The sequence below is a fragment of the Polaromonas sp. P1_F9 genome (assembly GCF_056405615.1).
Genome location: NZ_JBFUBT010000006.1, coordinates 36,030 through 57,006, shown reverse-complemented (window position 1 = coordinate 57,006; position 20,977 = coordinate 36,030). Strand labels below are relative to the sequence as shown.

The window sequence follows — 20,977 nt, the reverse complement described above, 5'->3', positions numbered from 1 at the left end:
CCCGCGTTTGGTCACTTGCGCGCGGCTGCTGCCTTGCCGGCAGCGGGCTTTTGGCGGCCCTCTTCTTTGCCGGGCACACCGACCTGCGGGTGCGCGCCGTGGATATGCGCTGCATGGCCGCGCCCGGCGGGAGCGCGGTTCTGGCTTTGCCGCAGCGCAGCTTTTTCCAGGCCGCTGAGGATGCCGCAGTCGCCCGCGGCCTGACCGCTGACACACTGCTCACGCAGAACCTTGAGGTCTTTTTCCAGCACCTTGAGTTCGCGGATGCGCGTGGCGACGTGGCTGATGTGCTCGTCCAGCAGGCTGTTGACGTCGTCGCAGCTGCCGGCCGGCGCATCCTTGAAGTTCAGCAATGCGCGAATTTCCGCCAGCGTCATGTCCAGCGACCGGCAGTGGCGTATGAAGGCCAGGCGCTGCACATGGCTTTCGTCATAGATACGGTAATTGGCGTCGGTGCGCGCCGCTTCGGGCAACAGCCCCTCACGTTCGTAGTAACGGATGGTTTCCGTCTGGGTCTGCGCGGTTTTGGCCAGTTCTCCGATTTTCATGGCGACTCCTTGAACATCGTCCCCACATCGCTGTAGGGTCACTTCAGCAGCCAGCTTGACTCTAAGGCCGCTACAGGGTTTCCAATTAGGCCATGAAATCTGAAAAAACCCTTGTTTCCGGCCTCGATGCCCCTACCGCCGACTGCTGCGGCGGCGCCCACGCCACACACGCACCCGTATCCAATGGCGCCGGTGCCGCGGGGCGTATTTTCCGCATCGCCACCATGGATTGCAGCGCCGAAGAGTCTGACATCCGCCGCGCGCTGGAGCCGATCGCCGGTATCCGGTCGCTGGGTTTCCAGCTGGGTGCACGCACGCTGCGAATAGACGCCAGCGAAGAAGCCTGTGCGACTGCCCTGGACGCGATCCGCAAGGCCGGGTTTGACCCGCAGCCTGCCCAAACGGGTGCGAACACGCAAGCCGGCAGCCATGACCATGAGGGGCATGCGCACGACCACAGCCATGATGGCAGTTTTGGCAGCGGTGTCACCCGCATGGCCGCGGCGCTGGTGCTGGCCGTGGGCGCCGAGGCCGTGTCGTTTTTTGCACCCGAGCTGCTGGCCTGGAAAATCGCCGGCATGGCGGTGGCGGCGCTGGCCATTGGCCTGGCCGGCCTGGACACTTATAAAAAGGGCATGGCCGCCCTGCTGCGCGGCAAGCTCAACATCAACGCGCTGATGTCGGTCGCCGTCACCGGCGCTTTCCTGATCGGCCAGTGGCCGGAAGCCGCGATGGTGATGGCGCTCTATGCGATTGCCGAGCTGATCGAGGCCCGCGCCGTGGACCGCGCGCGCAATGCCATCAAGGGCCTGCTGGACATGGCGCCAGAAGAAGCGCTGATGCGAAGCGCGGACGGCGCATGGACAACAACGCCTGTGGCCGCCGTCCCGCTGCAGGCGCTGGTGCGCATACGCCCCGGCGAGCGCGTACCACTGGATGGACTTGTGACCCAGGGCAGCAGCGCGGTCAACCAGGCGCCCATCACCGGCGAAAGCATTCCGGTCGACAAGGAACCCGGCGACAGCGTCTTTGCGGGCACCATCAACGAAACAGGTGAGATCGAGATCCGCGTCACGGCGGCGGCCGGCAACACCACGCTGGCACGCACCATCCACGCCGTCGAGCAGGCCCAGGGCAGCCGCGCGCCCACGCAACGTTTTGTCGACCGCTTTGCCGCCGTCTACACGCCGGCCGTGTTCGCCATCGCCGTTGCCGTCGCCGTGCTGATGCCGCTGCTGGCGGGTTTGAGCTGGCAAGAGTCGGCGTACAAGGCGCTGGTGCTGCTGGTCATCGCCTGCCCCTGCGCGCTGGTGATCTCCACGCCCGTCACGGTGGTGAGCGGGCTCTCGGCCGCCGCGCGCCGGGGCATCCTGATCAAGGGCGGCACCTACCTCGAGCAGGCGCGCCTGCTCAAGGCCATCGCGCTCGACAAGACCGGCACCATCACGGAGGGCAAGCCCCGGTTGGTGGATTGGCGTACCTGGGGCAATGCAGACGCAGCGATGGCCGCACAGCTGGCTGCCGGCATGGCCTCACGATCTGATCATCCGGTGTCCAAAGCGATTGCGGCGGGCCTGAATACCGACGCCGCCGAGGTGCAAGCCTTCAAGGCCCTGCCGGGCCGGGGCGTTGAGGGAACGGCCCAGGGCCAGCGCCTCGTGTTGGGCAATCACCGCCTCATCCATGAGTTGGGCCTGTGCGGTGTGGAACTGGAAACCGAACTGGCCCAACATGAACAGCAAGGCCGCACCGTAACGCTGCTGGCCGACGGCACGCGCGTGCTAGCCCTGTTCGCAGTGGCAGACACCATCAAGCCAACGTCCCGGCGGGCGATTGCCGACCTGCAGGCCCTGGGCGTCACGCCCGTGATGCTGACCGGTGACAACGCTGCCACCGCGCAAGCCATCGCTTCGCAGGCCGGCATCAGCGACGCGCGCGGCGACCTGCTACCCGAGGCCAAGCTCGAAGCCATCAGGGAAATGCAGCGGCACTACGGCGCCACCGGCATGACAGGCGACGGCATCAACGACGCGCCCGCGCTGGCGCAGGCCGACATCGGCTTCGCCATGGGCGGCGCCGGCGCCGACACGGCCATGGAAGCGGCCGACGTGGTGATCATGAACGACAACCTGGAGAGGGTGGCCGAAACGGTGCGGATGTCAAAACGCACGCACGCCATCCTGTGGCAGAACATCAGCGTGGCGCTGGGCATCAAAGGCATCTTCCTGCTCCTGGCCGTTTTCGGCACGGCGACGATGTGGATGGCGGTGTTTGCCGACATGGGCGCCAGCCTGCTGGTGGTGGGCAATGGCTTGCGTTTGCTGCGCGGTCGGCGCAATTAGGATGCTATAAATTTGATAGCCGCTTGCGCTCGTTTTTACTGGGCTGGTGGCCCAAAAAGCATAAAAACCCGAAGTGGCCCGGAAAGCCCGCTTCGGGTTTTAGCACGCGCCTGCGAAAGGCGCAGGCAATGGATGATCAGCGCTCGACCGTCTTGTTCCAGCGCGCATTCCAGGCCGGGCGGTTCTCGTTGATGGCATCCCAGTCCACCGTGGTCGCCGTTTTCATATAGACATTCATCTGGCTTACCAGCGCCGCGGCCTTGCCGCTGGCCTTGGTTTTGGGGTTGGACGGAATCTGGTCGCCAAACTCCAGCGCCGCGGCCTGCGCCTCAGGCGACAGCAGGTACTGGGCCAGCTTGTGGGCCAGCGCGGGTTCGCTGTTCTTCGCGATCACGCATTCACCGACCGTCAGCACAGCCGAGCCTTCCTTGGGCTGCACGTATTCCACGGGCAGGCCTTTTTCCTTGAGCACGCCGACGGCGGTGGGCGTGAGCGGGAACATCGCGGCCTCGCCGGTCTGCACCATTTCAGCGAGCTTGGCCGAGCTGGGGATGTACTCGAGCACGTTGGGGCCTATGGTGGTGGGCCAGGCCTTGAAGCCGGGCTCCACGTTCTTGTCATTGCCGCCCTGGATACGGTTGAACAGCAGGAAGCCGTGCAGGCCGAAGGTCGACGACGACAGCGACTGGAACACCACCTTGCCCTTGTACTTCGGGTTGGCCATGTCCATCCACGAGGTGGGCGGTGTCCAGCCTTTTTCGGCGAACATCTTCTTGTTGTAGGCAATGCCGGTCATGCCGATGTTGACGCCGGCGGCCATGTCGCCCTTGAAGCGCGCCGTGGGAAACAGGTCATTCAGCGCAGGGGTGGCCTGCATCTTCTCGCACAGGCCCATGCCGATAGCGCGGTACATGATGCCGTCATCCAGGAACATCACGTGCATCTGCGGGTTGTCCTTGTTGGCCTGCGCCTTGGCCAGGATATCTGACGAGGTGCCGGGCACGACCACGACCTTGACGTTGTTGGCCTTCTCGAACGCGCCGAAGACGTTCTCGGTGTAGGTTTTTTCCATGGTGCCGCCGTTCATGCCGATGTACAGCGTCTTGGTCTGGGCCATGGCGTTTCCGCCGGCCAGGCCGGCGGCTGCAACAGCAAGCGACACCGCTGTAGCGCGGGCGGTCAGGAATCGTAGGGAGATGTTCATGGAAAGCTCCTGGTGGCGTTGGTGAAGTGAAGGCAGTGAAATCGAGGAGGACTGTGAAAGAGGACTAGACAACGGAGGAAGAAACGGGCCCGGCGGTTGTCGCACGCGGGTTTGCGGAAAAGCGTTCAATCGAAAAGGCATCGATAGGGGTGGCACTCTCGCCGCTTTGCACCAGGTCGGCAAGCACCGCACCCACGCCCGGCCCCAGCTGGAAGCCGCCCCCGGCGAATCCGAATGCATGAATCAGGCCCGGTGTGGTGGCGCTCGGCCCTATCACCGGCTGGCGGTCGGGCAGGTAGCCTTCGGTGCCGCTCCAGGTGCGGATGATGTGCGCGTGTTTCAGCGCCGGCAGCAGCTCGACGGTTTGCTGCATCAGGCCGGCCAGGCCGCTGCGCTGTGCGCGGGCACGCTGGTCGTCCAGCGCATAACCCCGGCCGCCGCCGATGACGCAGTTGCCGCGCGCCACCTGGCGGGCATAGACGCCGCCGCCCTCCACGCCGAGGCTGAGGTTCATGAATGCGGGTAGAGGCTCGGTCACCACCATCTCGGGATGACCGGCCTCCATGGGCACCGGCTCACCGAACTGCGCCGCGAGGGCGCCTGCCCAGGCGCCCGCGCAATTGAGCAGGTGCTTGGCGCGAACCTCCAGCGCATCGCCCGAACGCAGCACAAACACCGCTCCGTCGCGCGCTACTTCATCCACGCGGGTCTGTTCGCGCACGTCGGCGCCGAGCTTGCGCGCGGCCAGTGCAAAGGCCGGCGACACGAGGCGCGGGTTGGCCTGTCCGTCACCGGGGCACAGCGATGCGCCTATGGCAGCTTTTCCCAGCCACGGGCTGCGGTCGCGCAAGGCTCGCATGGAGAGCATTTGCAAATCCATGCCGAAGCCCAACGTGCGCTCGCGGTAGCTTTCGAGCGAGACCATGTCGGCTTCGCTGCGCGCGATCTTGAGGTGCCCCGAAGGGAGGTATTCGCCGTCGATGCCGATCAGTTCGGGCAATTGCGCCCACAAGCCCTGCGCGCGCTGCGACAGCGGCAGCTGGCTGATCGGCCGGCCCTGGCGACGCACGCCGCCGTAGTTGACGCCGCTGGAGCGCGAACCGCACAGGTCACGCTCGAGCAGCACGACCGACAAACCCATGCGGCGCAGGAACAGCGCCGCCGACGAGCCCATGATGCCGCCGCCCACAATCGCAACGTCGGCCGTGACGCGTTCCACTACACGCCCTCCTGCTTCATTGCCTGGGCGGCCACGGCCGAAAATGGCAGGGGCTTGATGGGTGACTGCCCGCGCAGCCGGCCTACGGCATCAGGCGATACAGCGCAGGCCTGTGCAAGGATTTCCGCCGCCGCCACGCCGCAGGTACGCCCCTGGCAGCGCCCCATGCCCACCCGCGTCAGCGCCTTGAGGCGGTTCATCTCGCGCGCGCCGGTGTCGGCCACGCACTGGCGCAACTCGCCCGCGGTGATTTCTTCACAGCGGCAGACCACCAGTTCATCAGGGGCGGCTGCAGCCCAACCAGCGGGAAACGGAAAGGCGCGCTCCAGCCCCCGGCGAAAGGCCGCCGTACGCGAAAGCTGGTTTTCGAGCGAGGCCGCGCGCGCAACGTCTATCCTGTGCCCGGTGTCCGCGAGCAGCGCCAGCGCGGCACGCTCGCCAGCCCATTCCGCGGCATCAGCGCCCATGATGCCGGCACCATCGCCAGCCAGGTAAACACCTGCCACGCTGGAGCGGCCCATGGCGTCGCGCTCGGGCAATGCGCCGCGCTGCAGGCTGTCATAGCGAAAACGGCAGCCCAGCAAATCGGCCAATTGCGTCTCGGGCCGCAGCGCGTAGCCAAAGCCCACGCCGTCGCAGGCGATCTCTTGCGCGCGGCCGCCCTTGCGCCAGTGCATCGCCTGCACGCGTTCATCGCCTGTGGCGCCTGCCAGTTCCACGCCCTGGTGCACCGCGACGCCATGCATGCGCAACCAGCCCAGGTAATAAAGGCCCTTGGCCAACAGCGCCGGCTGGCGCAGCATGGCGGGCACGGCGGCGGCCTTGCCTGCAAAACTGGCTGTATCAAGCACCGCCGCAACTTTGGCGCCGGCCCTGGCGTACTGGTAAGCAATCAAATACAGCAGCGGCCCGGTGCCGGCAAACACCACGCGCGAACCGATCGCGCAGCCCTGGAATTTCAGGGCGACCTGCGCGGCGCCCAGCGTGTAGATGCCGGGCAAAGTCCAGCCGGGAAAAGGCAGGACACGGTCCGCCGCGCCGGTGGCGACGATGAGGTGGCTGTATGGCAGCGTGCTCATGGCCCCGTGGTGCAGCAAATCCAGCTTTCCGCCTTCAGCGCTCCAGACCAGGGTGTCGGGGCGGTAATCGACCTTGTCCAGGATGCCGGCCATGGCGTTATGCACCGCGTCGGCGCGCCCGGCTTCAAAACCATAGAGCGCCTCTTTGGGCCGCGTGAAGCCCGCGGGCGGCTGGCGGTAGATCTGCCCGCCCCAGCGCGGCGCTTCGTCCACCACGACAGGGCGCAGGCCGTGCGCCACCAGCGCCTCGGCAGCGCGTACGCCGGCCGGGCCGGCACCCACAATCACCGCCTGCGTACTCATACCGGTCCCTCTGCGCCAGTCACCAACCGCATACCTTCTTCGATGAAGGTGCTGCAGGCACGCAGGCGCCGGCCCGATTCAGTCGCGACCCAGCAGTCCTGGCAGGCGCCCATCATGCAAAAGCCGGCGCGCGGCTCGCCGCTGAATTCGCTGAAGCGCAACTGCGCGCTGTGCGTCAGCACCGCCGTCAGCACGGTGTCGCCGGCCAGGGCCTTCAGGGCTTGCCCATTGAGCACAAAGTTCACCGGTTTGCGGTTGCCTTCGGCCAGGCGGTGAAGCAGGGCTGCAGGCTTGAGGCTCACCCCGGCTATTTCAATGGTTGATTTCATTTGTGTCCGACCAGAATCTTGTCAAGACCGTAGATGCGGTCCAGTACCAGCATGGCCACAGCCGTGAGCGCCACCATCAGGGCCGAGACGGCCGCCATCAAGGGGTCTATCGACTCGGTCGCATACATGTACATCCGCACCGGCAAGGTCACGGTGGAAGGCGCGGTGACAAAGATCGACATGGTGACCTCATCAAAGCTGTTGATGAAAGCGAGCAGCCAGCCGCCGGTGACGCCGGGCAAAATCATCGGCAGCGTGACGCGAACAAACACCGTCGCCTGGCTCGCCCCTAGCGAGAGCGCCGCCTGCTCGGCACTGCGGTCGCTGCCCTCTACCGAAGCCAGCACCAGCCGCAGCACGTAGGGCGTGATGATGACCACGTGCGCCAGCGCCAGCCAGAAGAAGCTGCCCGTCGCGCCGATCAACGAGAAGGTGCGCAGCAAGGCCACGCCCAGCACCAGGTGCGGAATGATGAGCGGCGAGAGGAAGAGGCCATTGAGGAAATCACGGCCCGGAAAGCTGTGGCGTGCAATCGCCAGCCCGGCAGGCACCGCCAGCAAAGTGGCCAGCGTGGCTGAGATAGACGCCAGCCAGAGGCTGTTCTTGAAGGACTGCACGAAGTCGGAATGCGCAAACACCGCGCGAAACCAGCGCAGTGAAAACTCCGTGGTCGGAATAGACAACGTGTTGCCGGGCGTAAAGGCCACGACACACACGATGACCAGCGGCGCCAGCATGAAGGTGATGACGAGCGCGTTGAAGAGGAGCGCGAGAGGACCGTTTTTGGACATGGTGAGCGCTCCTTATCCCAAAGACTTTTTATAAGAACGCTCAAGCACGCGGTTGTAGCTCAGCATGATGGCCAGGTTGGCCAGCAGCAGCGTGAGCGCAATCGCAGCGCCCAGCGGCCAGTTGAGCTCATGCAGGTATTCGTCGTACACCACGGTGGCCACCATCTTCAGGCGGCGCCCGCCCAGCAGGCCCGGAATCGCAAAGGCGCTGGCGGAGAGGCCAAACACGATCAGGCTGCCTGACAGGATGCCTGGCAGCACCTGCGGAAAGATGATGCGGCGCAAGGTGGTGAAGTGCGAGGCCTGCAGCGAGAGCGCCGCGTCTTCCACACCCGGGTCCAGCTTTTGCAGCGAGGTCCACACCGGGATCACCATGAAGGGCAGCATGACGTGCACCAGCGCGATGACCACGGCCGCTTCGGTATAGAGGATGCGCATGGATGGCAAACCCACAGCACGCATGGCCTGGTTGACCACGCCTTCGGGGCCGAGCAGCATGCTCCAGCCGAAAGCGCGCACCACCACAGACACCAGCAGCGGCGCCAGCACCACCAGCAACAAAATGGAACGCCACGGCGCGCGCATGCGGCTGAGCACATAGGCCTCGGGCGCGCCGACGACGATGCAGATCAGCGTGGTGAGCGCCGAGATCCACAGCGTGCGCCAGAAGATGCCGTGGTAGTAGTCGTCTGTCAGCACGGCGGCGTAATGCGCCAGGGTGAAGCTGTTCTTCACGCCGGTGGCATGGTCAAACACCTGAAAGGACAACACCGCCGTGAGCGCCAGCGGCACCAGCAACAGGCAGGCAAACAGCGTGAAGGCCGGCGCCGACAGCAGCCACGGCGTGCGCGATGCGCTGGCCCGGGGGGGTTCCATCGGTGCGGCCATGGCCGTGCTGTTCATGCCGGCACCCCTTGCGCGCCGGGCAGCAGGCGCACCTGCTGGGCGGTCCAGTCCAGGCCGACGTTGGAACCTTCTTCGGCGGGCGCCGTGCCGTCATTGGGGCAGACCACCGCGAGCTTGCCGGCGGCCGTCGACACCTGGTAGAGCCACTGGCTGCCGAGGAAGAAACGCTCGTGCACCGTGCCGCCAATGCGACCCTGGGCTTCAGGCACCAGGCGGATTTTTTCGGGGCGCAGGCTCAGCACCACGGCGTCGCCTTCTTGCACGCCGGGCGCCTCGACCTCCAGCGGCACGTTGCCGCCCACATTCACCGTGACCCAGGGGCCGGTGGCCATCACGCGGCCTTCCAGCAAATTGGCTTTGCCGACGAAGCTGGAGATGAATCGGGTCTGCGGATGTTCGTACAGCCGGTGCGGCTCGTCGATCTGCGTCACGCGGCCGGCTTCCATCACCACCACGCGGTCGCTGATGGACATCGCCTCGGTCTGGTCGTGCGTGACCATGACCGTGGTGGTGCCGACCTTGCGCTGGATCTGCCGCAACTCGAACTGCATCTCTTCGCGCAGCTTGGCGTCGAGGTTGGACAGCGGTTCGTCCAGCAGCAGCACCGGCGGCGAGATGACCAGGGCGCGGGCCAGGGCCACACGCTGGCGCTGGCCGCCCGACAGCTCGCGCGGGTAGCGTGTGGCGTGCGCCTCCAGGTGCACCAGCGCCAGCGCAGCCTTCACGCGCTCGGCACGCTCTTCCTTGGGTACGCGCCGCATCTCCAGGCCGAAGCTCACGTTGTCGTACACGCTCATGTGGGGGAAGAGCGCATAGCTCTGGAACACGATGCCCAGGCCGCGCGAATTGGGTTTGGCGTGGGTGATGTCGCGGCCGTCCAGCGTGACCTGGCCCGAAGTCACCTCGCAAAAGCCCGCAATCATTTGCAAGGTGGTGGTCTTGCCGCAGCCCGAGGGGCCGAGCAGCGAGACGAATTCGCCTTTTCCCACCGACAGGTTCATGTCGGCCACGGCGCGGGTGGCGCCGTAGGACTTGTTCACATTCGCCAGGGTCAAAAAGGACATGGGGAGCACCTCTGCAACAAGGGGAATGACCAGCGCCGCACAGACAAAACGATGTGCAAAACGATGACACCCTGATGACTTCATGCTAGGGCATCCCCTAAAAAATCGTCAATAGGTTATTCCGTATAGAGATATCTTTATTTGATTTATTCCGTTGAATGGAATTTATATACACTTATGGCAACACTAATTCCGTCAAGGGAGACGCCATGAAAGACGATGACAATAGCTCCAGCAGCGTGCAGCGCGCCTTTTCCATCATCCGGGCGCTGGCCGCCACGCAGGCCAGGGGCGGGCGCATCACACACATCGCCAAGGCCACGGGCCTCACACAGGCCACCACCCACCGCATCCTGCAAAGCCTGGTGGCCGAGCGTGTGGTGGAGCAGGAAACCGGCTCCAAGCTGTATCGGCTGAGCATTGATTTTTTTGCACTGGCCGCGCAGGCGGGCAACACCATGGACTTGCGCAGCCTGTGCCGGCCGTCGATGCTGCGGCTGTGTGCCAGCCTGGGCGACACCATCTTTTTGCTGGTGCGCAGCGGCTTTGACGCCGTCTGCCTGGACCGCAGCGAAGGCCCGTTTCCCATCCGCTCTTTCACCGGCGACATCGGCGGGCGTGTGGCGCTGGGCATGGGCCAGGGCGGACTGGCCATCCTGGCCTTCTTGCCCGAGACGGAGCGCGAAGAAGTGATCCGCTACAACCTGCCGCGCGTGCGCGAGTTCGGTGTGTACGACGAGGTGTACCTGCGCACGGAGATCGAACGCGTGCGCGAGCTCGGCTACGCCGGCCGCAATACCAACCTGCTCGACGGCATGGCCGGTGTCGGCGTGCCGGTGCTGGACCGTGAAGGCCGCGCCGTCGCGGCGCTCAGCGTGGGTACGATCTCTTCACGCCTGAGCCCCGACCGCCTGCCCACGGTGGTGGAGTTGCTCAAGCGTGAAGCCACCGCCATCAGCGCGCAGATCAACCCATTTGACAGTACGCTGAGGCGGCCGGCGCAGAGCCTGGCGCCTGCCGATAACACGTGACGTGTCAGGGTTGGGTGGTCTCTGAAGCCTGCTCGCGTAACCAGCTACGCAATTGCACCAGCGGACGCCAGCTGGTTTTCTGCGAAGGCCAGACCAGGTAGTAGGCAAAGTCAGAGCTCAGCGAAAGATCAAAGGGCACAGCCAGCGTGCCGTCGGCGATGTCGTCGGCCACCAGAAAGCGCGGCAGCACCGCGAGCCCTAGCCCGGCCTTCACGGCCTGCGCGATCATGGAAAAGAGCTCGTATTTGGGGCCCGTGCCTGCGCCCTGCGCATCGTCAATGCCAGCCAGCTGAAACCAGTCGCGCCAGGCATGCGGGCGCGTGCTCTGGTGGATGAGCGTGAACTTCAGGACATCAGCCGGGCGGCGCAGCTGGCGCTTTTCCATGAGCAGCGGGCTGCACACCACCACACTGTCTTCACCCATCAGGTATTCGGACTCGGTGCCTGGCCAGTCGGGCCGGCCGTAGTGGATGGCCGCGTCCAGCCCCGTCAGTGAAAAATCAAAAGGCTGCAGGCGCGTGGCCAGGTTCAGCGTCACATGCGGGTGCGCTTTCAAAAAAGACGGCATGCGCGGAATCAGCCACTTCGTGGCAAAGGTGGGCACCACGCCCAGCTCCAGCGTACCGCCCTCGCCTTTGGACGACACCAGATCCAGCATGGCGGCCTCCAGCGAATCCAGCGCCGGGCTGACCCGCGCCAGCAGCGAACGGCCGGCGTCGGTCAGTTCGAGCTGCCGTGGAAGGCGCAGGAAAAGGCTCACATCCAGGTCCTGCTCCAGCCCCAGGATCTGGTGGCTGACCGCGCTCTGGCTTACCGACAGGTCTTGCGCCGCCAGCGTAAAACTGCCGCGGTGGGCGGCCGCCTCAAAGGCCAGCAGGGCCTGGGTGGAAGGGATTTTTCGGCGCATCGCATGAATATATCTCATGCCTCCATTGAAATACATCCTTTGTGCGTGACACCGAAACTACCGAAAATCCGGCTTTCACCTGCCAACAACACTCCTGAAATGACCCATCTCCAGAAGCTCCTCGCCTGCTGCCTGCCAGCCGAAGCTGTCAAAGATATCCATGAGCAGATGTACGTTCATCCGTCGCTGCAGCAAGCCGCCTCGGGCACCGTCACCCGGGCCGAGCTGGCCCAGGCGCTGAACATGGCCCTGTTCCACGGCCTGGTGCAGCGCGTGCCGGCCGGGCAGGACTACATTGCCAGCGACGTGGTGGCGCAAAATCGCCAGGTGGTGTTTGACCACGGCGCGCTGCGCACCGTGCGCTGGCCCAGCGGCGCCCTGCCGGCGGGTGAGGCAGCCTTTACGCGCGTGCTGCGCCCGCTGGGGTTCGAACTGCAAGGTACCTACCCGCTGCCGCGCCTGAAGATGACGGGCCGCGCGTATTGCCACCGTGACTTCCCCGAGGAGATCGCGCAGTTCTTTGTGTCTGAGCTGCACCCCGAGCAGTTTTCTGCCCCCTTCCAGTCGGCCGTGACGCGCGTGCTGTCGACTTCACGTGACCCGTTGGGCCCGCAGTACGTGGCGGACCTCGAACAACTCACACGCGACGGTGTATTGCCGCTGGCGCAGGCGCTGCGCTTGTTGCCGCAACTGTTGCAGTGCTTTGACCGCCAGCACGGCGTGTTTGGCATGGATGACTATGAATTGCTGCTGGCCGAATCCGCCGAGATGGCGTGGATTGCCACCGAAGGCAATGCTTTCAACCATGCGACTGACCGCGTGAGTGATGTGGACGCAGTGGCCGAACGCCAGCGCGCGCTGGGCCGGCCCATCAAGGACAAGGTCGAGGTGTCGGCCAGCGGCCGTGTGCGCCAGACCGCCTTCCGTGCCGCAACGGTGCAGCGCGAGTTCATCACCGCGCAAGGCCGCGTCACGCGCGACGTGCCGGGATCCTTCTATGAATTCATCACACGCGATGCACTGACACCCATTGCGGCGAATGACTCCGTGCAGGTGCCTCGGCTGGACCTGGCTTTTGACGCTGGCAACGCCACCGGCATTTTCGGCATGACGGCCGCACGCGCATGAGTGCTGTGCGCGCACTTTACGCGCAAGCCAGCGGTTCACCCATACGCGCCATGCTGGCGCTGGCCGGCCAGGAGGGCATGATTTCTCTGGCAGGCGGGCATCCCGACCCGGCGCTGTTGCCGGCCGACTGGCTGCGTGAATCGCTGCAGGACGTGACCAGCAAACTGCAGGGCCGCAGCCTGCAATACGGCGCGACGGAAGGCTTGCCCGAATTGCGCGAAGCCAGCGCCGCCCTTCTCAACCAGCGAGGCCTGACGGCCAAGGCGGCCGAGCTGCTCATCACCACCGGCTCGCAGCAAGCCATTGATTTGCTGACGCGCGTGCTGATCGAGCCGGGCGAAGGCGCCGCGGTGGAATCGTTCAACTACCCGGCCGCGTTGCAGGCTTTCCGTTTTGCGGGTGCGCGGCTGATTGAAGTTCCAACAGATGCACACGGCATGGATATCGGCCGGCTCGAACCCATCCTGCAGGCCGAACGCCCGCGCGTGCTGTATGTGGTGCCCAACTTTGCCAACCCGACCGGCGCCGTGATGCCGCTGGCGCGGCGCGTGCGCCTGCTCGAACTGGCCGCGCAATACGGCGTGACCTTGATGGAAGACGACCCGTATGGTGAGTTATGGTTTGGCGAGGCGCCGCCGCCTCCGCTCGCACAACTCAACCAGCAGGCCGGCTCGCCCGCCCAGGTCGCCTACATGACCAGCTATTCCAAAGTGGTGGCCCCTGCCCTTCGCCTGGGTGTGCTGCTCGCGCCTGCAGACATCCTGCGCGCAGTGGTGCTGGCCAAGCAGGCGGCCGATGTGCACAGCGGTTCGCTGGAGCAATTGACGCTCGCAGCCATGCTGGACTCCCATCGCATCACATCGCACCTGGACATGCTGCGCAAAGCCTACGCAGCAAAAGGAACCATGCTGACCGATGCCTTGCGCGCGCATGCCGGCGGGCTGCTCGAATTCGATGCGCCGCAAGGCGGCATGTTTGTCTGGGCACAGCTGCGCAGCGACTTGCCCCTGTTGCCTACACAAGATTGGGTGGACTTCGGTCTTCGGCATCGAGTGCTGGTAGTACCAGGCGCCGCCTTCAGCATCGGCAACGCCGCACAACCCTGGTTGCGTTTGAGTTTTGCCAACCCATCACCGGCCGCGTTGCAACAAGGCGCCGAACGGCTGGGCCGCGGGCTGCAAAGCCTCGCCACCTGCACCGCTTCCGATTTCAGGACAACCCACGAAAGGACTTCCGCATGAGTCACTCCAGCGACGTTTCATCCCTCTTTAAAACCCTGGGCGTCAACACCGACCTCGGCAGCAAGGCGTCCGCGGCCATCGAAGTGGTCACCCCCATCGACGGCAGCCTCCTGGCGCGCGTAGCCATCCACAGCGCCAACGAAGTCGACAGCGCACTGAACAACGCCCACCAGCGCTTCATCGACTGGCGCAATGTGCCCGCACCCAAACGCGGTGAGCTGGTGCGCGCTTTTGGTGAAACCGTGCGCCGCCACAAGGCCGAGTTGGGCCAGTTGATCTCTCTGGAGACCGGCAAGATTTTGCAGGAAGGCCTGGGCGAGGTGCAGGAAGTCATCGACATCTGCGAGTTCGCCGTGGGCCTTTCGCGCCAACTCTACGGCCTCACGATTGCCAGCGAGCGTCCCGACCACAAGCTGCTGGAAACCTGGCACCCCGTGGGCGTGGTCGGCATCATTTCGGCCTTTAACTTTCCGATGGCGGTGTTCGCCTGGAACGCGGCGCTGGCACTGGTGTGCGGCAACACGTTGGCCTGGAAGCCCTCGGAGAAAACGCCGCTGTCGGCCATCGCACTCAACGGCCTGTTGCTGCAAACGGCGAAAGACCTGGGCCTGGCGACAGAAGGCCTGAGCGAATTGCTGATCGGCGAGCGCGCTACCGGCGAGGCGCTGGTCAAGCACCCGCATGTGAAACTGGTGAGCGCCACCGGCTCCACCGCCATGGGCAAGAACGTGGCCATTGCCTGTGCGGGCCTCTTCAAGCGTTCACTGCTGGAGCTGGGCGGCAACAACGCCGCCATCGTCTGCCCGTCGGCCAACCTGGAACTGGTGGTGCGCGGCGCGGCTTTCGCCGCGGCCGGCACCGCGGGCCAGCGCTGCACCAGCCTGCGCCGCCTGATCGTGCACCGCTCGATTTACCCGGAGCTGGTCAAACGCCTGGTGGCCATCTTTGAACGCCTGCCCATCGGCAACCCGCTCAAAGACGGCACGCTGGTCGGCCCGTTGATCGATGGCCGCGCATTTGACGCCATGCAAGCGGCCCTGGGCGAAGCGAAGAAGCTGGGCGCCACCGTGCATTTTGGTGAGCGCCAACCGGGCGACGGATCAGCCCACTATGTGCGCCCCGCCATCGTGGAACTGAAGGAGCAGGCCGGCCCCATGCTGCACGAGACCTTCGCGCCGATTTTGTATGTGGTTCCCTACGACAATTTTGACGAAGCCATCGCACTGAACAACGCCGTGGCGCACGGCCTGTCGTCGGCCGTCTTCACGCAGGACTTGCGGGAAGCCGAACAGTTCACCTCAGCGCGCGGTTCCGACTGCGGCATTGCCAACGTCAATATCGGCACCAGCGGTGCGGAAATCGGTGGTGCCTTTGGTGGTGAGAAAGAAACCGGCGGTGGACGCGAGTCGGGCTCCGATTCGTGGAAGGCCTATATGCGCCGCGCGACCAACACGGTCAACTACGGCAGCAGCCTGCCTTTGGCACAAGGGATCCGGTTCGATATCTAAAAGTCGCGAGTCCCCTCTCTTTCCCCCAGCGGGGGAAGGAGCGAGAAACTCAGACGGCGCTGAAATCCGGCTTGCGCTTCTCCATGAAGGCAGAGAAGGCTTCGCGCGCCGCGGGCTCACCCAGCATGCGGCCGAAACTCACGCCTTCTTCGGCCATACGCTCTGCCACGAGGGTGGCGTTGCCTTTTTTCATGAGGCGCTTGGTTTCCATCAGCGCGCTGAGCGGTTTGGCGACCAGCTTTTGCGCCTGACGCTGGGCCAGTGCATTGGCTTCGGCGGGCGGCACGATGCGGTTGATCAGGCCGATCTCGAGTGCGGTCTCGGCCATAAAGGGGTCGCCCAGCAGCAGTGCCTCGGCAGCACGTGGGTAGCCCATGAGCTGCGGCACCAGAAAGCTCGAAGCAGCTTCAGGGCACAGGCCCAGGTTGACGAAAGGCATGGAAAATGCGGCGTTGTCGCCCGCATAGACCAGGTCGCAATGCAGCAGCAGCGTGGTGCCAATGCCGACTGCGGGGCCGCACACAGCGGCTATCAGCGGTTTGGGAAAGCTGCTGATGCCGCGCAGAAAACGGAAGACCGGCGAATCGGGCGTTGAAGGCGGCTTGTTCAGGAAATCGCCGATATCGTTACCGGCGGAAAAAATGGTTTCATGCCCCTGGATCACCACCACACGCACAGCCGCATCGTGGTGGGCCGACTCCAGTGCGTCGGCCATGGCGCCGTACATCGCAGAGGTGATGGAGTTTTTTTTGTCCACACGGTTGAGCGTGATGGTCATCACGCCTGCATCGATATGGCTCAGGATTTCGGGAATGCTGCCGGTGGAAATGGGGGTGGGAGTGTTCATGGTGTTTTCCGTTAAGACGCAAGTGTAGGCGGCCGGCCATGCACGCTGCCTGCGGGCCTATTCTTTGTAATAGACAACCTGCGTGCTGGTAGCCAGCAGCACGCCTGCTTCGCTCCACAGCTGCGCAGTCTGATCAAAAAAGCCGTTGCGAAAGGCCTGGGCCCGGGCCTGGCCCAGCAGGAAGCCGTCGCCGCATTGCGCTAGCTCTCGGCTGTCCGCATGGAAGTAAGTGGTGATGGAAACCGTACCTGCGGGCACGCGCGTGGCGCGGCGCAGCCAGACGCGCGGGTAGAACACGTCAGACATGGCCGCCAGCGCCGGGAAATCGAGCGGGCGCGGCGGGTCGTCGCGCACCCACAGCTGCGTGAGGCTTTCATCGCCGCTGCCGTCCCAGACCTGCGGTATGGCGCCGCGCACCGGCCGCATGTCGTAGCGACTCGTCCATGCGGATGTTGAAAACCGCAGCCTGCCCGAAGCGTCGGCCAGCGTGACCGCGGGCATGGGCGTGTCGTTGGCACTCCAGGTTTCGCGGCGCGCAGCTGTGACGGCCGTGGCAGTCATCACGGCGTCTCCGGCATCGCCGTCCTGCGAAAGCTGCACCACCCAGTGCTGGGTGGAACGGTTGGTGCGGGCGGGCCTGGCCGTGACGGTGAACGGGCCTTCTGCCATGGCCGCTGCATAGTTCACAGTCAGCGCCACCGGCTCGCCCAACAGTGCCGGGTGCAGCAAAATGGCGCGCAGGGCCGTTGCCGCTGTAGTGCCGCCGAAGGGTCCCACCATGTTCCAGTACGCGGGGCTGCTGTGACCCAGCCAGGTGTCGGGCCTGTCGCTGCCGGCGGCTTCAAGCCTGAGCGCGTCGTCAAAAGAATGCGTGCTTGTCATGTCGGCAGGTGTGATGGCGCTTGCCGGTTCAAACCGGGGCTTTGGTGGCACCGGTCATGCCGTCGATGATCTGCTGGGCGCGCGGCCACAAGGTCTGGTTGAACTGTTCCCGGAAGAAGCCAAAATGCCCGATGCGCCTGACCTTCAGATCTGCCGGCGCGATGCGTTCAAAGCTGCGCGGTGCATTGCTGTACAGGTTGATGAGGTTTTGCGTGCCGCGCCAGGTCATCAGCTCGTCGTCTGTCATGGACAGCGCGGTCACCGGAAAACTGACCCGCCCATAACTCAGCCGTGCGCTTTCTCCCTCGGCCCCCACGCTGTAGTGCGGATCCAGGCACCACTTGCGCCACTGCAGCATCACGCCGGCTGGCAGGTCACCAACTTTTTTGAGCCTGCGCCCGGGGAAATAACCGCAAAGGCGCGTGGCCAATGGCACCAGCACATACCAGAAGTACAAAATCAGGCGCCTGAGCTGCGGCGCGTTGTCGCGCCAGTAACCGCTTCCCGCCGCGATGCTGACCAAGCCATCGATCTTGTCCTGATTCTTCAGGAAACCCGGCAGCTGCGCACCCAGGCTGTGACCTAGCAGGTAAAGCGGTGCATCCGGCAAGGCTGCCTTGGCGGCATCCACCACAGCCTCGTAATCGGCGGCCCAGTCGAGCAGGTCGGCCTTGAAACCGCGCAGGCTGCCGCTGGCTGTGTTGGGCAAGGATTCGCCCGAACCCCGGTAGTCAAAAGTGGTGACGCAAAAGCCCTGGGCAGAAAGCCATTGCGCAAACGGTGCGTAGTAATCTTGCCGCACCCCCATGGCGCCACCGATGACCACGCTGGCACGCGCAGGCGAAGAAGGCGCATAAACGCGAGTGGACAGTTGCGCCGTGCCTGAACTGAGGATCTGCATCTGCATCACATGCTCCTGTAAATGGATGAACTGAACTCGGGCACACGCATCAGGCGTGAAGATGTTGCACAAGCTGCGGCCAGAAGCTGGCACGCAGCTTGTCGCGAAAGTAGCCGAAGTGGCCTATATGCCTGACACCCAGATTTTCGGGGTCAAGCGTCATGCATTGCACCGGCTCACGCCGCGCACCGAACAAGGCCACAAACCGGTCTGACGACCACTGTGAAAAGACCTCGTCATCGCTTGAGTTGAAGTAGGTGATGGGCGTCTGCACGCGTTCAAAACGTTCACGCTGATGGGCATCACGCGCCAGGTAGTCCGGATGGCGGCACCAGCGAGTCCATTGCCGCATCACACCTGCGGGAATGTTGCCAACCTTGCGCAGTTTTCGGCCCGGGAAATAACCGAACAACGGCACCAGCAAGGGCGCCCAGATCTGGGTGGCGGCAAACAGGCCCCAACGCGGCACCGCTTTGCGCAGGCGCGGCCAGTAACCGCTGCCACTGGCAACCAGCACGGCACGCTGAAAGAGGTGCGTAGTTTCGGAGCTGGCAAACAATTGCCCGCCCAGGCTGTGCCCCAGGTAGTAAAGCGGGAGGTCCGGCACGCGTTGCCGCAGGAACCGGGCAGCGGCGCTCACGTCCTGCTGGCCCCAGGTATCGAAGGTGGCATCGGTGGACGCCACGCGCTCACCGCCGGAGGCAAAAGTGCCGCGGTAGTCGAGCGTCAGCACGGTAAAGCCTTGCGCGGCCAGCCAGCGGGCGAAGGGCTCGTAATGTTGCTGGGGCGTGGCCATCGCACCGACCAGCAGTACACCGCCGCGGACCTCGCCTCCCGCGGGATCCGCTGCAAACACCGTCGCTGCCAGCGCCCAGGAGTCCTGGGTCAGAACCGTGATTCGCTCCATCTTCTGTCTCCAGTCAGGAAAAGCCCAGTCTGCCCCGCAGCTGCCATAACCGCTGCCGCAAGCGCGACAGTGGGGCCGCCGCCGACGGCCTTACACGCGCTCGAAAATACCCGCAGCGCCCTGACCCATCCCCACGCACATCGTGACCATGCCGTACTTGAGCTGGTGGCGATGCAATGCGTGGATCACAGTCGCGGCGCGGATCGCACCGGTCGCGCCCAGGGGATGGCCCAGCGCGATCGCGCCGCCCATGCGGTTGACCTTGCTGGCATCGAGCTTGAGCGTGTTGATGACGGCCAGCGACTGCGCGGCAAAGGCTTCGTTCAATTCAAACCAGTCGATGTCTTCCTGCTTGAGGCCGGCATAACGCAAGGCTGCGGGGATGGCTTCGATCGGGCCAATGCCCATGATCTCGGGCGGCACGCCCTTGGCGGCGTAGCTGACAAAGCGGGCGAGCGGCTTCAGGCCGAAGTCCTTGACGGCCTTTTCGCTGGCCAATACCAGCGCACCCGCACCATCGGAGGTCTGCGAGCTGTTGCCGGCGGTGACTGAGCCGCGCGCGGCAAACACCGTCTTGAGTTTGGCCAGGCCTTCCAGCGAGGTATCGGGCCGTGGGCCTTCATCCAGGCTCACGGTGCGGGTCTTGCTGATGACTTCACCGGTTTCCAGGTTGGCGGTGCGGTCGGTCACCTCAACCGGCGTGATCTCGTTGCTGAACTCGCCAGCCTGCTGCGCCTTGATGGCTTTGAGGTGCGACTCGAGCGCGAATTGGTCCTGCGCCTCGCGCGAAACTTTCCATTGCTGCGCCACCTTTTCGGCCGTGAGGCCCATGCCGTAGGCGATGCCGACGTTCTCGTCATTCATGAACATATTGGGCGATAGCGAAGGAGAATTGCCCGACATGGGTACCATGCTCATGCTCTCGGTGCCGGCGGCGATCATCACGTCGGCTTCGCCCACACGGATGCGGTCGGCCGCCATCTGGATGGCCGAGAGGCCGGAGGCGCAAAAGCGGTTGACGGTGATGCCACCCACGCTGGTGGGCAGGCCCGCCAGCACCGCGCCGATGCGCGCCACGTTCAGGCCTTGCGGGCCTTCGGGGATCGCGCAGCCGCAGATGATGTCTTCAATCGCCTTCGGGTCCAGCGAGGGCACTTGCGCCAGCGCGGCCTGCAGCGCCTTGACCAGCAGGTCGTCGGGCCGCATGTTGCGGAAATAGCCGCGGCCCGAGCGCCCGATGGGCGTGCGGGTGGCGGCGACGATGTAGGCTTCCTGGACTTGTTTGGCCATGATGGTTTCCTTCAATTTCTCGGTTAACTTTTCCGTGGGCCGGAGGGAATCCAGGCCCAGACAAATTCGCATTCGACCGGGTTGACGCCGGCTTCATCGGTCACGAGGACCGGCACATTGACTTCACCCTTGTCGCTGGCCTGCATGGTGGCGCGCTGCTCGTCGCTTAAGGTGGCCACCGCGCGCAGGGCGCCGGTGGCGCGCTTCTTGAACGCCATCTTGAGTTCCTTGGCCAGCGGGATGCAGTCGTCGCGCACATTCATGCCGACCACCATGCCGGTGGCGGTTTCCGCCAGCAGGTTCATGGCCGAAGCATGCACGCCGCCGATGTGGTTCTGCACCTTCTTCTCGTTCCTGATGCCGATCTCGACCCGGCCCGTGCCCATCTCAATAAAGTCCAGGCCGGCGGTGCCGGTGAATGGCACGGCACGGCGCAGCACCACGCTGCGGAACCAGCCCCGGGCAAACGCCGGTACTTCCTCAAGCCGCTGCAGCTGCCGCACCAGACGGTTGGGTTGTTGGTCGCTCATGAACTTCTCCCGGCCAGCAA

Annotated in this window: 20 protein-coding genes; 5 read left to right on the top strand and 15 right to left on the bottom strand. The window is 64.7% G+C overall.

Going from position 1 to position 20,977, the window contains the following annotated elements:
- Positions 1-11 precede the first annotated feature (11 nt).
- Positions 12-548 carry a Cd(II)/Pb(II)-responsive transcriptional regulator gene (cadR, locus tag AC1DYR_RS17655; RefSeq protein ID WP_477706253.1) on the bottom strand — a complete coding sequence of 179 codons (537 nt, stop codon included), beginning with the start codon at positions 546-548 and terminating at the stop codon, positions 12-14.
- Positions 549-640: 92 nt separating this feature from the next.
- Here cadR and AC1DYR_RS17650 point away from each other — a divergent pair, with 92 nt between their 5' ends.
- Complete coding sequence (locus AC1DYR_RS17650; protein ID WP_477706252.1) at positions 641-2,890, top strand: heavy metal translocating P-type ATPase; 2,250 nt, start codon at positions 641-643, stop codon at positions 2,888-2,890.
- A gap of 136 nt (positions 2,891-3,026) precedes the next feature.
- Here AC1DYR_RS17650 and AC1DYR_RS17645 read toward each other — a convergent pair whose 3' ends face one another.
- The 7 genes from AC1DYR_RS17645 to AC1DYR_RS17615 all read right to left on the bottom strand — a co-directional run bounded on the left by AC1DYR_RS17645 (position 3,027) and on the right by AC1DYR_RS17615 (position 9,785).
- Positions 3,027-4,094, bottom strand: a complete 1,068-nt coding sequence (locus AC1DYR_RS17645; protein WP_477706251.1) for an ABC transporter substrate-binding protein — start codon at positions 4,092-4,094, stop codon at positions 3,027-3,029.
- 64 nt (positions 4,095-4,158) lie between these two features.
- Positions 4,159-5,313, bottom strand: coding sequence for an NAD(P)/FAD-dependent oxidoreductase (locus AC1DYR_RS17640; protein WP_477706250.1), 1,155 nt, complete (start codon positions 5,311-5,313; stop codon positions 4,159-4,161).
- Positions 5,313-6,695, bottom strand: coding sequence for an FAD/NAD(P)-dependent oxidoreductase (locus AC1DYR_RS17635; protein WP_477706249.1), 1,383 nt, complete (start codon positions 6,693-6,695; stop codon positions 5,313-5,315). Before AC1DYR_RS17635 ends, AC1DYR_RS17640 begins: the two co-directional genes overlap by 1 nt.
- Entirely contained in the window at positions 6,692-7,024 is a 333-nt protein-coding gene (locus tag AC1DYR_RS17630; RefSeq protein ID WP_477706248.1) for a (2Fe-2S)-binding protein, read from the bottom strand. Before AC1DYR_RS17630 ends, AC1DYR_RS17635 begins: the two co-directional genes overlap by 4 nt.
- Positions 7,021-7,815: an ABC transporter permease gene (locus AC1DYR_RS17625; protein ID WP_477706247.1), complete on the bottom strand. Its 795-nt coding sequence runs from the start codon at positions 7,813-7,815 to the stop codon at positions 7,021-7,023. Before AC1DYR_RS17625 ends, AC1DYR_RS17630 begins: the two co-directional genes overlap by 4 nt.
- Before the next feature lie 12 nt (positions 7,816-7,827).
- Positions 7,828-8,718 (bottom strand): ABC transporter permease, encoded by an 891-nt coding sequence (locus AC1DYR_RS17620; protein WP_477706246.1) that lies wholly within the window; start codon positions 8,716-8,718, stop codon positions 7,828-7,830.
- Positions 8,715-9,785: an ABC transporter ATP-binding protein gene (locus AC1DYR_RS17615; protein WP_477706245.1), complete on the bottom strand. Its 1,071-nt coding sequence runs from the start codon at positions 9,783-9,785 to the stop codon at positions 8,715-8,717. The genes AC1DYR_RS17620 and AC1DYR_RS17615 overlap by 4 nt, the downstream gene beginning before the upstream one ends.
- Before the next feature lie 209 nt (positions 9,786-9,994).
- Between AC1DYR_RS17615 and AC1DYR_RS17610 the strand changes: the two genes are divergently transcribed.
- Positions 9,995-10,816, top strand: coding sequence for an IclR family transcriptional regulator (locus AC1DYR_RS17610; protein WP_477706244.1), 822 nt, complete (start codon positions 9,995-9,997; stop codon positions 10,814-10,816).
- A gap of 4 nt (positions 10,817-10,820) precedes the next feature.
- On the opposite strand, the gene AC1DYR_RS17605 is transcribed toward AC1DYR_RS17610, so the two are convergent.
- Positions 10,821-11,741 (bottom strand): LysR family transcriptional regulator, encoded by a 921-nt coding sequence (locus AC1DYR_RS17605; RefSeq protein ID WP_477706243.1) that lies wholly within the window; start codon positions 11,739-11,741, stop codon positions 10,821-10,823.
- An 81-nt stretch (positions 11,742-11,822) separates the two neighbouring features.
- Here AC1DYR_RS17605 and AC1DYR_RS17600 point away from each other — a divergent pair, with 81 nt between their 5' ends.
- Genes AC1DYR_RS17600 through amaB form a run of 3 tightly spaced genes read left to right on the top strand, consistent with a single transcriptional unit; the run spans position 11,823 to position 15,600 of the window.
- The gene (locus AC1DYR_RS17600; RefSeq protein WP_477706242.1) at positions 11,823-12,851 is read left to right on the top strand and encodes a 2-oxoadipate dioxygenase/decarboxylase family protein; all 1,029 of its coding nucleotides are present in this window, start codon (positions 11,823-11,825) and stop codon (positions 12,849-12,851) included.
- Positions 12,848-14,092, top strand: a complete 1,245-nt coding sequence (locus tag AC1DYR_RS17595) for an aminotransferase-like domain-containing protein (RefSeq protein ID WP_477706241.1) — start codon at positions 12,848-12,850, stop codon at positions 14,090-14,092. Before AC1DYR_RS17600 ends, AC1DYR_RS17595 begins: the two co-directional genes overlap by 4 nt.
- Positions 14,089-15,600, top strand: coding sequence for an L-piperidine-6-carboxylate dehydrogenase (amaB, locus tag AC1DYR_RS17590; protein ID WP_477706240.1), 1,512 nt, complete (start codon positions 14,089-14,091; stop codon positions 15,598-15,600). Before AC1DYR_RS17595 ends, amaB begins: the two co-directional genes overlap by 4 nt.
- 49 nt (positions 15,601-15,649) lie before the next feature.
- Here the strand turns inward: amaB and AC1DYR_RS17585 are convergent, their stop codons facing one another.
- The 6 genes from AC1DYR_RS17585 to AC1DYR_RS17560 all read right to left on the bottom strand — a co-directional run bounded on the left by AC1DYR_RS17585 (position 15,650) and on the right by AC1DYR_RS17560 (position 20,957).
- Complete coding sequence (locus AC1DYR_RS17585; RefSeq protein ID WP_477706239.1) at positions 15,650-16,447, bottom strand: enoyl-CoA hydratase; 798 nt, start codon at positions 16,445-16,447, stop codon at positions 15,650-15,652.
- Positions 16,448-16,504: 57 nt separating this feature from the next.
- Positions 16,505-17,329 carry an acyl-CoA thioesterase gene (locus AC1DYR_RS17580; RefSeq protein ID WP_477706238.1) on the bottom strand — a complete coding sequence of 275 codons (825 nt, stop codon included), beginning with the start codon at positions 17,327-17,329 and terminating at the stop codon, positions 16,505-16,507.
- Between the two features lie 28 nt (positions 17,330-17,357).
- Positions 17,358-18,236, bottom strand: coding sequence for an alpha/beta hydrolase family protein (locus tag AC1DYR_RS17575; RefSeq protein ID WP_477706237.1), 879 nt, complete (start codon positions 18,234-18,236; stop codon positions 17,358-17,360).
- A 43-nt stretch (positions 18,237-18,279) separates the two neighbouring features.
- A complete protein-coding gene (locus AC1DYR_RS17570; RefSeq protein ID WP_477706236.1) occupies positions 18,280-19,137 on the bottom strand; it encodes an alpha/beta hydrolase family protein in 858 nt (285 codons plus the stop codon).
- A 90-nt stretch (positions 19,138-19,227) separates the two neighbouring features.
- Positions 19,228-20,427, bottom strand: coding sequence for an acetyl-CoA C-acyltransferase (locus tag AC1DYR_RS17565; RefSeq protein ID WP_457281174.1), 1,200 nt, complete (start codon positions 20,425-20,427; stop codon positions 19,228-19,230).
- Between the two features lie 23 nt (positions 20,428-20,450).
- On the bottom strand, positions 20,451-20,957 hold the full coding sequence (locus AC1DYR_RS17560; protein WP_477706235.1) for a DUF4442 domain-containing protein: 507 nt from the start codon (positions 20,955-20,957) through the stop codon (positions 20,451-20,453).
- Between the last annotated feature and the right edge of the window lie 20 nt (positions 20,958-20,977).

Coding starts and splice junctions, on each gene's coding strand:
- AC1DYR_RS17575 (WP_477706237.1), bottom strand. CDS start 18,236: ATGCAGATGCAGATCCTCAGTTCAGGCACGGCGCAACTGTCCACTCGC.
- AC1DYR_RS17630 (WP_477706248.1), bottom strand. CDS start 7,024: ATGAAATCAACCATTGAAATAGCCGGGGTGAGCCTCAAGCCTGCAGCC.
- AC1DYR_RS17605 (WP_477706243.1), bottom strand. CDS start 11,741: ATGAGATATATTCATGCGATGCGCCGAAAAATCCCTTCCACCCAGGCC.
- AC1DYR_RS17635 (WP_477706249.1), bottom strand. CDS start 6,695: ATGAGTACGCAGGCGGTGATTGTGGGTGCCGGCCCGGCCGGCGTACGC.
- cadR (WP_477706253.1), bottom strand. CDS start 548: ATGAAAATCGGAGAACTGGCCAAAACCGCGCAGACCCAGACGGAAACC.
- AC1DYR_RS17650 (WP_477706252.1), top strand. CDS start 641: ATGAAATCTGAAAAAACCCTTGTTTCCGGCCTCGATGCCCCTACCGCC.
- AC1DYR_RS17560 (WP_477706235.1), bottom strand. CDS start 20,957: ATGAGCGACCAACAACCCAACCGTCTGGTGCGGCAGCTGCAGCGGCTT.
- AC1DYR_RS17585 (WP_477706239.1), bottom strand. CDS start 16,447: ATGAACACTCCCACCCCCATTTCCACCGGCAGCATTCCCGAAATCCTG.
- AC1DYR_RS17570 (WP_477706236.1), bottom strand. CDS start 19,137: ATGGAGCGAATCACGGTTCTGACCCAGGACTCCTGGGCGCTGGCAGCG.
- AC1DYR_RS17615 (WP_477706245.1), bottom strand. CDS start 9,785: ATGTCCTTTTTGACCCTGGCGAATGTGAACAAGTCCTACGGCGCCACC.
- AC1DYR_RS17645 (WP_477706251.1), bottom strand. CDS start 4,094: ATGAACATCTCCCTACGATTCCTGACCGCCCGCGCTACAGCGGTGTCG.
- AC1DYR_RS17600 (WP_477706242.1), top strand. CDS start 11,823: ATGACCCATCTCCAGAAGCTCCTCGCCTGCTGCCTGCCAGCCGAAGCT.
- AC1DYR_RS17595 (WP_477706241.1), top strand. CDS start 12,848: ATGAGTGCTGTGCGCGCACTTTACGCGCAAGCCAGCGGTTCACCCATA.
- AC1DYR_RS17610 (WP_477706244.1), top strand. CDS start 9,995: ATGAAAGACGATGACAATAGCTCCAGCAGCGTGCAGCGCGCCTTTTCC.
- AC1DYR_RS17625 (WP_477706247.1), bottom strand. CDS start 7,815: ATGTCCAAAAACGGTCCTCTCGCGCTCCTCTTCAACGCGCTCGTCATC.
- AC1DYR_RS17580 (WP_477706238.1), bottom strand. CDS start 17,329: ATGACAAGCACGCATTCTTTTGACGACGCGCTCAGGCTTGAAGCCGCC.
- AC1DYR_RS17565 (WP_457281174.1), bottom strand. CDS start 20,427: ATGGCCAAACAAGTCCAGGAAGCCTACATCGTCGCCGCCACCCGCACG.
- AC1DYR_RS17620 (WP_477706246.1), bottom strand. CDS start 8,718: ATGAACAGCACGGCCATGGCCGCACCGATGGAACCCCCCCGGGCCAGC.
- amaB (WP_477706240.1), top strand. CDS start 14,089: ATGAGTCACTCCAGCGACGTTTCATCCCTCTTTAAAACCCTGGGCGTC.